Below are 9,995 nucleotides of genomic sequence, written 5' to 3'. Positions count from 1 at the left end.
CTCTTCCCGAGGTGAGTCTTATGGTTGCCGGCCCCGAGTTGATCTCTCCCAAATCGTCCCGTGTCAGTGCTGCCCGGCGGCTCGGCAAGCGGAACTTTCGGGGTAAGGAGCGGCTGTTTCTCGCCGAAGGGCCGCAGGCCGTGCGGGAGGCCGCCGCGGCCGCCACGGACAAGGCCACGCTCGTCGAGCTGTTCGCGACCGTCGAGGCCGCCGAGCGCTATGCCGACATCGTCGGCGAGGCCCGTACCGCCGGTGCCCGCCTGCACCTGGCGGACGAGGACGTCATCGCCGACATCTCGACGACCGTGACGCCGCAGGGGCTCGTCGGTGTCTGCCGGTTCATCGACACCCCCTTCGACAGCATCCTCGCCGCGAGGCCCAAGCTGGTCGCCGTCCTCGCGCACGTCCGTGACCCCGGGAACGCCGGCACCGTGCTGCGGTGCGCCGACGCGGCGGGGGCCGACGCGGTCGTCCTGACGGACGCCTCCGTGGATCTCTACAACCCCAAGTGCGTGCGCGCGTCGGTCGGCTCGCTGTTCCATCTGCCCGTCGCCGTCGGCGTACCCGTCGAGCAGGCCGTCCAGGGTCTCAAGGACGCGGGCGTACGTATCCTCGCGGCCGACGGAGCGGGCGAGGACGACCTCGACGACGAGCTCGACAAGGGCACCATGGGCACCCCGTCCGCCTGGGTCTTCGGCAACGAGGCCTGGGGGCTCCCGGAGGAGACCCGCGCACTCGCCGACGCCGTGGTGCGCGTTCCGATCCACGGCAGAGCCGAAAGCCTCAATCTCGCCACGGCGGCGGCCGTGTGCCTCTATGCCTCCGCCCGTGCACAGCGAGCGGCTGGAGGGTGCCGTTCCGTCACCGGCAGCTAGTAGGGTGACGGGCTCGGAGGCCTCCTGCGCCGGTCCGAGAGGTGGGGTAGGGGAATGAGCATCGGCACGAGCAGATCACCGGGAGTACAGGACGTCCTGCGTACTCGCGCGGACCATGGCGCCCTCGGTGACCTCGGCGGGCTCGGCCTCGACCCGGACGACCTGCCCGACGGCCTCGTCGTCGCGGACGAGTCGGGTCACGTCATCTGCTTCAACGCCGCCGCCGTGCGCATCACCGCGACGCACGCAGCCGACGCCCTGGGCGCGCCGCTGGAACGCGCCCTTCCTTTAGAAGACCTCGAAGGCCGCCGCTGGTGGCAGCTGACCGATCCGTACGGCGGCCTCGCCACCCGTTTCGCCCAGCCCGAGCGCAATCTGCTGCTCCCCGGCGGGCGTGAGGTCCTCGTCTCCGCGCGCTATGTGCGCACCGCGCCCACCGGCCCGGTCCGCCGCGTCGTCGTCTCCATCCGTGACACCGAAGCCCGCCGCCGCACCGAGCGAAGCCACGCGGAGCTGATCGCCACCGTCGCCCACGAGCTCCGCTCGCCCCTCACCTCCGTGAAGGGCTTCACGGCGACGCTGCTCGCCAAGTGGGAGCGCTTCACCGACGACCAGAAGAAGCTGATGCTGGAGACGGTGGACGCCGACGCCGACCGCGTCACCCGGCTCATCGCCGAGCTCCTCGACATCTCGCGCATCGATTCCGGACGGCTGGAACTGCGCCGTCAGCCCGTCGACATCGGTGCCGCCGTCGGCCGCCACATCCAGGCCCATGTCGCCTCGGGCCAGGACGCGGACCGCTTCCTCGTCCGGGTCCAGCAGCCGATGCCCGACCTCTGGGCCGATCCCGACAAGATCGACCAGGTGCTCAGCAACCTGCTGGAAAATGCCGTGCGGCACGGCGAAGGAACCGTCACCATCGACGTGGCACCCTCGGCGTCCTCGCGTGAGCGGGGCGGGGCGGAAACGGCCGTGACCGTGAGCGATGAGGGAGCCGGTATTCCGGAAGAATCGATGGGCCGTGTCTTCACCCGCTTCTGGCGGGGCAGCAAACGCGGCGGGACGGGACTCGGCTTGTACATCGTGAAGGGCATCGTGGAGGCGCACGGCGGGACGATCGTCGTCGGCCGCGCGCCCGGTGGCGGCGCCCAGTTCCGATTTACGTTGCCCGTGAGCACTCCGGCGTATCTTCTCTGATCTTCCCTGGTCATCTCTGATCAGCGCTGATCACTTCTGATCCGCCCGAGCATCGCCCGCGGGCTCATTCACCTGCGCCACCCCCGTTAGACTCGATCCTTGGCACGTTTGCGTCCCCCTATGTGGACGATTCGTCTCCGAGTCGTAGACGGGGACCATCACCAGCCAACCGGAAGCACGGGAAGAGATGTCGGCACCGAACAAGTCGTACGACCCTGTTGAGGTCGAGGCACTGAAACCTGAAGAGATCGAGCGCATGCGGGACGAGGCGCTCGCCGCCTTCGCCGCCGCGGGCGACCTCGAACAGCTCCAGGAGGCCAAGGTCGCGCACACCGGCGGCACCTCGCCGCTGGCCCTCGCCAACCGCGAGATCGGTGCGCTGCCCCCGCAGGCCAAGGCCGAGGCCGGCAAGCGCGTCGGCATGGCGCGCGGCGCGGTCAGCAAGGCGCTCGCCGCCCGGCAGAGCGAGCTCGAGGCCGAGCGCGACGCCCGGGTGCTCGTCGAGGAGGCAGTGGACGTCACGCTGCCCTACGACCGCGTCCCGGCCGGTGCCCGGCACCCGCTGACCACGTTCATGGAGCGCGTGGCGGACGTCTTCGTCGCCATGGGCTACGAGATCGCGGAGGGCCCCGAGGTCGAGGCGGAGTGGTTCAACTTCGACGCCCTGAACTTCACCCCGGACCACCCGGCCCGGCAGATGCAGGACACGTTCTTCGTCGAGGGCCCGAAGGGTACTGAGGGTGGGGGCACCTCCCAGGCTTTCGGCTCTGGGGGAGAGTCCGGTGTCGTGCTGCGCACGCACACCTCTCCGGTGCAGGCCCGCGCGATGCTCGACCGCGAGCCGCCCGTCTACATCGTCTGCCCCGGCCGTGTGTACCGCACGGACGAGCTGGACGCGACGCACACCCCGGTCTTCCACCAGATCGAGCTGCTCGCCGTGGACGAGGGCCTGACCATGGCCGACCTCAAGGGCACCCTGGACCACATGGTCCAGTCGCTCTTCGGGGCGGACATGAAGACGCGCCTGCGCCCGAACTACTTCCCGTTCACCGAGCCGTCCGCCGAGATGGACATGGTCTGCTACGTCTGCCGTGGCGAGTCCGTGGGCAACCCCGACCGCCCCTGCCGCACCTGCGGCAGCGAGGGCTGGATCGAGCTGGGCGGCTGCGGCATGGTCAACCCGAAGGTGCTCACCGCCTGCGGCGTCGACCCCAAGAAGTACAGCGGATTCGCCTTCGGGTTCGGCATCGAACGGATGCTGATGTTCCGCCACAACGTCGAAGACATGCGAGACATGGTCGAGGGTGACGTCCGGTTCACCCGGCCCTTCGGGATGGAGATCTGATGCGGGTCCCGCTTTCCTGGCTGCGGGAGTACGTCGATCTCCCCGCCACCGAGACCGGCCGTGACGTACAGGCCAAGCTCGTCGACGTCGGCCTCGAGGTCGAGACCGTCGAGCAGATCGGCGCAGGTCTCACAGGACCGCTCGTCGTCGGCAAGGTCCTCACCATCGAGGAACTGACGGAGTTCAAGAAGCCCATCCGCTTCTGCACCGTCGACGTCGGCTCCGCCAACGGCACGGGCGAGCCGCAGGAGATCGTCTGCGGCGCACGGAACTTCGCCGTCGGCGACAAGGTCGTCGTCGTGCTTCCCGGCGCCGTCCTGCCCGGCGACTTCAAGATCGCCGCGCGCAAGACGTACGGCAAGACCTCGCACGGCATGATCTGCTCCGGCGACGAGCTGGGCATGGGCGACGACGGAAGCGGCGGCATCATCGTCCTTCCGCCCGAGCACGAGGTCGGCACCGACGCCATCAAGCTGCTCGAACTGGTCGACGAGGTCCTGGACATCGCCGTCACGCCCGACCGCGGCTACGCCCTGTCGATGCGCGGTGTCGCCCGCGAGACCGCGATCGCGTACGGCCTGCCGCTGCGCGACCCGGCGCTCCTGGACGTGCCCGCGCCGAACGCCTCCGGCTACCCGGTCAAGGTCTCCGACCCGATGGGCTGCGACCGCTTCACGGCGCGCACGGTCACCGGTCTTCGGCCCGAGGCCCGCTCGCCGATCTGGCTCCAGCGCCGCCTGCAGAAGGCGGGCATGCGCCCGATCTCGCTCGCCGTCGACATCACGAACTACGTGATGCTGGAGCTCGGCCAGCCCCTGCACGCCTACGACCGCTCCCGCATCGAGGGCACCATCGGTGTCCGCCGTGCCGAGCAGGGCGAGAAGTTCACGACGCTCGACGGCACCAAGCGCGTCCTGGACGCCGAGGACCTGGTCATCACCGACGACCGCGGCCCGATCGGCCTCGCGGGCGTCATGGGCGGCGCCAACACCGAGATCGCGGATCACGCGGAGGCCTCGGGCACCACCGACGTGGTCATCGAGGCCGCGCACTTCAACGCGATCTCCATCGCCCGCACGGCCCGGCGCCACAAGCTGCCCTCCGAGGCGGCCAAGCGCTTCGAGCGCGGCGTCGACCCGCAGGCCGCTTCCGCCGCCGCGCAGCGCACGGTCGACCTGCTCGTCGCGCTCGCGGCCGGCACCGCGGAGCCCGGGGTCACCGAGGTCATCGCGCCCTCCGCGCCCCACACGATCAGCATGCCCGCCGATCACCCGGACAAGGTCGCCGGTGTGGTCTACGGCCGTGAGACCGTCGTCCGCCGCCTGCAGGAAGTCGGCTGCGACGTCTACGGCCAGGACGCCCTGACCGTCACCGTGCCCTCCTGGCGTCCCGACCTCGCCGAGCCGAACGACCTCGCCGAAGAGGTCATCAGGCTCGAGGGGTACGAGAACCTCCCGTCCACGCTGCCCAAGCCCCCCGCGGGCCGCGGCCTGACCGACCGGCAGCGCCTGCACCGCCGCATCGGCCGCGCGCTTGCCGGGAGCGGATTCGTCGAGGCGCCGACCTACCCGTTCATCGGCGAGCAGATCTTCGACCAACTTGGCCTTGAGCCCGGCGACCCCAAGCGCCGGGTCGTGAAGCTGGTCAACCCGCTCTCCGACGAGGAGCCCGCTCTTCGTACGACGCTGCTTCCCGGGCTGCTCGGCGCGCTGCGCCGCAACGAAGGGCGCGGCAGCCACGACCTGGCGCTCTTCGAGACGGGGCTCGTCTTCCAGCCCCGCGCCGAGGCCCGCGTCGCGGTGCGTCTTCCCGTCGACCGGCGTCCCACCGTCGAGGAGATCGCCTCCCTGACCGAGGCGCTCCCCGTGCAGCCGCGGCACGCCGCCGTCGTTCTCGCGGGCGCCCGCGAGCAGGCAGGCTGGTGGGGCAAGGGCCGTCCCGCCGAGTGGTCCGACGCCGTCCAGGCCGCGCGCGACCTGGCCGCCGAGTCGGGCACCGAACTGATCGTGCGCCAGGGGCAGTACGGCCCGTGGCACCCGGGCCGGTGCGCCGAGCTCGCCGTCGTGATCGACGGTGCGGAGCACGTCATCGGGTACGCGGGCGAGCTGCACCCGCGCGTCGTCAAGACGCTCGGTCTTCCCGCGCGCACCTGCGCGATGGAGCTCGACCTGGACCGTCTCGAGGACGCGAGCGCCGGTGTCCCGCAGGGGCCGAAGATCTCCACCTTCCCCGTCGCGACGCAGGATGTCGCGCTCGTCGTCGACGGAGGAGTCCCCGCCGCCGACGTCGAGAAGGTGCTGCGCGAGGGCGCGGGTGAACTCCTCGAGTCCATCCGCCTGTTCGACGTCTTCACCGGCGAGCAGATCGGTGCGGGCAAGAAGTCCCTCGCGTACGCGCTGCGCTTCCGCGCCGCCGACCGCACGCTGACCGTCGACGAGGCCTCCGCGGCCCGTGACGCGGCCGTCGCCCTGGCGACGGAGCGGATGGGCGCGGTGCTGCGCGGAGCGTAGTCACCGCCAGTAGTCGCCACCAGGCGCACGAGGGGCGCACAAGAGGCACAAAGAAGGGCGTATCCGGACCTCCGGATACGCCCTTCACTCGTTTGAGTGGCAAGTAAGCCCTCTCTGTCCCGATCGGCTCAGGCGGTCGACAGAATCGGTCCCGCCGCGGCCCAGTGATCCCCGCGGTGCGCGGTCTGCACGCTGAACAGGGCCTTAGGGGGGCCGTCGGCATGATCGGTATCAGGGCTGGAACTCCCCGCCGGGCGCTGCTCCGGGCGAGGAGCCGGACCAGGCTCAGGGCGAGGGCCGGGGCGAGGGCCGGGCCGCGGACCGGGACGCGGGTGCCCCGTGTGGACCCGCCGCGGCTCCGGCGCGTTCTCCACCTCGGCCTTCCTGTGGTGTGGGGCGCGGCGGTGGTCACGTACAGACTCGTCTGCCCGCTCGCCCGGGATGACAGCCTCGAAGCGCGGATCGTCAGCAGCGCGGTGTTACTCACGGTCGGCGCCGGTCTGATTCTGCACGTCCGCGGCGCGCTGCTGCGGGAGCTGCGTCAGCTCCGTGAGATCGCGGGCGCCGCGCAGAACGCCCTGCTGCGCCCGCTGCCGCCACGTGTCGAGGGCCTCACGGTCGCGGCAGGGCAGCTCTCCGCGTCACACGGCGCCTCGGTCGGCGGCGATCTGTACGAGGTGGTCGCCACCGACCACGGCGTCCGCGTCGTCATGGGCGACGTGCGCGGGCACGGTCTGACCGCCATCGGTACGGCCGCCGCCGTGCTCGGCAGCTTCCGCGAGGCGGCGCACGACGAGGCGCAACTGCCGCACGTGCTCAGAAAGTTGGAGCGCGCCCTGGGGCGGCACCTGCGGGAGCGGTCGAGGGCCGAGCATCCGGCGAGCGGGGTCGCGGCTCCGGACAGTCCGGTGGTCGAGGAGTTCGTCACCGTGCTCCTGATGGAGATCGGTCCGGACGGCGAGATGACCGCGCTCAACTGCGGCCACCCCTGGCCGTACCGCCTGAGCGGGCGCGCCGAGCCGGTCAGGGGCGGGGTGCCGCTGCCGCCGCTCGGCCCTTTCCCGCTCCCCGCCGAACTGCCCGTTCTGCACTGCGGATGGCTCCTTGCGGGGGAGGCGCTCGTGCTGCATACGGACGGCATGGAGGACGCGCGGGACGCGGGCGGACGGTTCTTTCCGCTTCAGGAGGTGCTCACCGAAGCGGCGCGGGTCCCGCCGGTCGTGCCGCAGACCGTGATCCGCATGGTCTACGCCGAACTCCTGCGCCACACAAGGCGGTTGCCCGCCGACGATGCCGCGCTGCTTGTGCTGCGCAACAACCGCCGACGGGTGCCCCTGCAGCAGGGCGAGACGGTGCGCCGGGAAAGCACCATGACGTGACGCACCGCCGGTTTCCACCGGCCATGCGTCGTCCGTCCCCGCCTTGGAAATGTCGGGCAGACAGCGGGGCGGACGACGCCAGTGAGGGCCGCCGCACTTTTTGAGGGGGAGCCGGCGGCCCGGCCGGCCTCCTTGTGAGGAATCTCAGTCAAGCGTGACAGGAGTGGTGACGGCAGAGCGCGCACCCCCCGGATTCGGGCACTCCGTTCACACCCCGTGTGAAGTCACCTCTACTACGCTTGCCGTACCGAGTCACCGGAGGGCCTCCATGCAGCCCAATACCCTGCTCGACGCGATCCTCGACGAAGCGGGAATCTCCCACGCGGGCCTGGCTGCCCACGTCAATCAGGCAGGGAAGAGGCGAGGCCTCGCCCTGCGTTACGAACACACCGCCGTATCCAGGTGGTTGAAGGGCCAGCGCCCGCGCGGCCAGGTGCCCGACCTGATCTGTGAAGTCCTCGCGGGGCGGCTCCAGCGCACCGTCACCCTGGACGACATCGGCCTCGGAGTGCCCGGTCTGCCGGCCGCGGCATTCGGCTCCATGGCCTCGACGCTGTCGGGTTTCGTGGAGCGGGCCACCGCGCTGTGGCGCTCCGACGAACAGCAACGCCCGCATCTCCTTGGCGCACCCGCCGTCACGGGAACACCCGCGGTGATGCCTGTCTGGGAGTGGGAGAACCCTCCCGAGGACGTGGATGTCTCGCGCGGCGGCAGGCACCCGGTGAGCACGGCCGACATCGACATGATGCGTGCGGCCCGTGCCCACTACGAGCAGATGTACCGCAAGACCGGCGGCATCGCGACCCGCACCCGCATCGTCGGCTTCCTCAACGCCGAGGCCGCGCCCCTGCTGCGCGGCAGCTACACGGACGAGACGGGCCGCCAACTGCACAGATCCACCGGCGGGTTGGTGGCCATCGCGGGCATCTGTGCCTACGACTCGGACGCGCACGGCCTGGCCCAGCGCTACTTCCACCAGGCCCTGCGGCTCGCGAAGGCCAGCGGGGACAGGGGCCTTGGCGCCTATGTCATCGCGCTCCTCGTCAACCAGTCGCTGTACATGCGCGAGTACCGTCAGGCGGTCGCCTTCGCGGAGGCCGCGCTGCGTGCCGCGGGGCGCGATCTCACCCCGGCTCTCGCCTCCGACCTCTACGCCATGCAGGCGAAGTCGTACGCACACCTGGGTGACGGCAGCAGCGCGCTGTCCTGCATCCGGCGTGCGGAGGTCGCCGCGGAACGTATCCGGCGTGGACGCGAGCCGGACGAGACCGGCTATGTCCAGCCCGGACTCGTCAACGTACAAGTGGCGGAGGCACTGCTCAGTCTGGGCGACCTCGCAGGGGCGTACGAACACGCGGCGGCGGCGGTGGACACACCTGCACATGACCGGGGCCGGGTCCATCGGCTCGCCATGCTCAGCCAGATCGAACTGCGTCAAGGGAACACCGACGAGGCGGTGGCCACGGCGGTGGAAATGGCGGAGCAGGCGCGGGGTATGGAGTCCCATCGGCTGCGTGACCGGCTCCGGGCCGTACGGGAGTATCTGGTGCGCAGCGACTGCGCGGGCACGTCCGAGGCGGCCGAACTCATCGACGGAGCGCTGCGCGTGCCCCTGTGATGCGCACCGCGCGTACGCCGGTGACGACCCTCGGCGAGCGCTGAACCCCCCGGCCGTTCACACGCTGCTCTGACCAACCTCCTGCTGCGATATTGCCATCTACTCGGCGGAAGGTGGCAGAACCGTGCAGTGGACGAAACAAAGCGAACAAACTGTGTATGGAAACCGATGGTTCACGGTCAATCTGGCAGATGTGGAACTGCCCGACGGCCGGCACCTCGATCACTTCCTGATAAAGCTGCGGCCCGTGGCCGTGGCCACCGTCGTCAACGAAGCCAACGAAGTGCTTCTGCTGTGGCGGCACCGTTTCATCACCGACAGCTGGGGCTGGGAACTCGCCGCGGGCGTCGTCGAGGACGGCGAGGACATCGCGTATGCGGCCGCCCGGGAAATGGAGGAGGAGACCGGCTGGCGGCCGGGCCCGTTACGACACCTGATGAGTGTCGAGCCGTCCAATGGGCTCACCGACGCCAAGCACCACATCTACTGGTCGGATGAGTGCACCTACATCGGTCATCCCGAGGACGACTTCGAGTCCGACCGCCGTGAGTGGGTCCCACTCAAACTCGTCCCTGACATGGTGGCGCGGGGCGAAGTACCGGCCGCCAACATGGCGGCGGCGCTCCTGCTCCTGCACCACCTGCGACTGGGCCAGGACACGCACTAACGGCCGATGGCCTGCCAGACCGCCACGGCGAGCGCACCGACCGCCGTCAGGGCGAGAAGGGCGGGCAGCGGCCAGCGTGTGTGTTCCAGCGCGGCGATACGTACGGTCAGGTCGTCCTGGTTCTTGACGCTCTGTTCGTCATGTTGGGTGAGCAACGCCAGCTGTCCGTCGACGCGGGCGAGGCCCACGTCCAAGCTGCGACGTAACTCTGCGAGTTCTTCGGGGACCACGCGAAGGTCGGGGTCGGCGGTCACAAGTCGGCTCCATTCTGTAGCTGTTTATCCCCCTGATGCGCACAGAAAGTCAACTCGCCTGGTGGCCAGGGCGACAGAGTGTGCGAAGGGCATATGCGAGCCCAGCGCGCACACGGTGTGTGAACGCCGCGGGCCCGGCACTCGATCGAG

The 9,995-nt window shown here is 70.2% G+C and carries 8 protein-coding genes; 7 read left to right on the top strand and 1 reads right to left on the bottom strand.

Annotation, left to right across the window (positions count from 1 at the left end):
* The first annotated feature begins 20 nt into the window (after window positions 1-20).
* From ACFQ7F_RS43420 to ACFQ7F_RS43390, 7 genes are all read left to right on the top strand, one after another.
* On the top strand, window positions 21-875 hold the full coding sequence (locus tag ACFQ7F_RS43420) for a TrmH family RNA methyltransferase (protein ID WP_383284423.1): 855 nt from the start codon (window positions 21-23) through the stop codon (window positions 873-875).
* A gap of 54 nt (window positions 876-929) precedes the next feature.
* Complete coding sequence (locus tag ACFQ7F_RS43415) at window positions 930-2,072, top strand: sensor histidine kinase (protein ID WP_383284417.1); 1,143 nt, start codon at window positions 930-932, stop codon at window positions 2,070-2,072.
* Between the two features lie 187 nt (window positions 2,073-2,259).
* Window positions 2,260-3,417 carry a phenylalanine--tRNA ligase subunit alpha gene (gene pheS / locus ACFQ7F_RS43410; protein ID WP_383284414.1) on the top strand — a complete coding sequence of 386 codons (1,158 nt, stop codon included), beginning with the start codon at window positions 2,260-2,262 and terminating at the stop codon, window positions 3,415-3,417.
* A complete protein-coding gene (gene pheT, locus ACFQ7F_RS43405) occupies window positions 3,417-5,927 on the top strand; it encodes a phenylalanine--tRNA ligase subunit beta (protein ID WP_383284411.1) in 2,511 nt (836 codons plus the stop codon). The genes pheS and pheT overlap by 1 nt, the downstream gene beginning before the upstream one ends.
* 389 nt (window positions 5,928-6,316) lie before the next feature.
* Window positions 6,317-7,306: a PP2C family protein-serine/threonine phosphatase gene (locus ACFQ7F_RS43400; protein WP_383284420.1), complete on the top strand. Its 990-nt coding sequence runs from the start codon at window positions 6,317-6,319 to the stop codon at window positions 7,304-7,306.
* A gap of 268 nt (window positions 7,307-7,574) precedes the next feature.
* Window positions 7,575-8,924 (top strand): transcriptional regulator, encoded by a 1,350-nt coding sequence (locus tag ACFQ7F_RS43395; protein WP_383284408.1) that lies wholly within the window; start codon window positions 7,575-7,577, stop codon window positions 8,922-8,924.
* A 124-nt stretch (window positions 8,925-9,048) separates the two neighbouring features.
* Window positions 9,049-9,591: an NUDIX hydrolase gene (locus ACFQ7F_RS43390; RefSeq protein WP_383284405.1), complete on the top strand. Its 543-nt coding sequence runs from the start codon at window positions 9,049-9,051 to the stop codon at window positions 9,589-9,591.
* Here the strand turns inward: ACFQ7F_RS43390 and ACFQ7F_RS43385 are convergent.
* On the bottom strand, window positions 9,588-9,845 hold the full coding sequence (locus ACFQ7F_RS43385) for a hypothetical protein (RefSeq protein ID WP_383284402.1): 258 nt from the start codon (window positions 9,843-9,845) through the stop codon (window positions 9,588-9,590). The genes ACFQ7F_RS43390 and ACFQ7F_RS43385 overlap by 4 nt on opposite strands.
* Between the last annotated feature and the right edge of the window lie 150 nt (window positions 9,846-9,995).

The sequence above is a fragment of the Streptomyces sp. NPDC056486 genome (assembly GCF_042795295.1).
In the GTDB taxonomy this organism is placed as follows: Bacteria; Actinomycetota; Actinomycetes; order Streptomycetales; family Streptomycetaceae; genus Streptomyces.
This window is presented reverse-complemented; position numbering and strand designations above follow the sequence as displayed.

Bases quoted from the DNA above. Each gene is read 5' to 3' on its own strand.
- pheS (WP_383284414.1), top strand. From the start codon at position 2,260: ATGTCGGCACCGAACAAGTCGTACGACCCTGTTGAGGTCGAGGCACTG.
- ACFQ7F_RS43415 (WP_383284417.1), top strand. From the start codon at position 930: ATGAGCATCGGCACGAGCAGATCACCGGGAGTACAGGACGTCCTGCGT.
- pheT (WP_383284411.1), top strand. From the start codon at position 3,417: ATGCGGGTCCCGCTTTCCTGGCTGCGGGAGTACGTCGATCTCCCCGCC.
- ACFQ7F_RS43395 (WP_383284408.1), top strand. From the start codon at position 7,575: ATGCAGCCCAATACCCTGCTCGACGCGATCCTCGACGAAGCGGGAATC.
- ACFQ7F_RS43420 (WP_383284423.1), top strand. From the start codon at position 21: ATGGTTGCCGGCCCCGAGTTGATCTCTCCCAAATCGTCCCGTGTCAGT.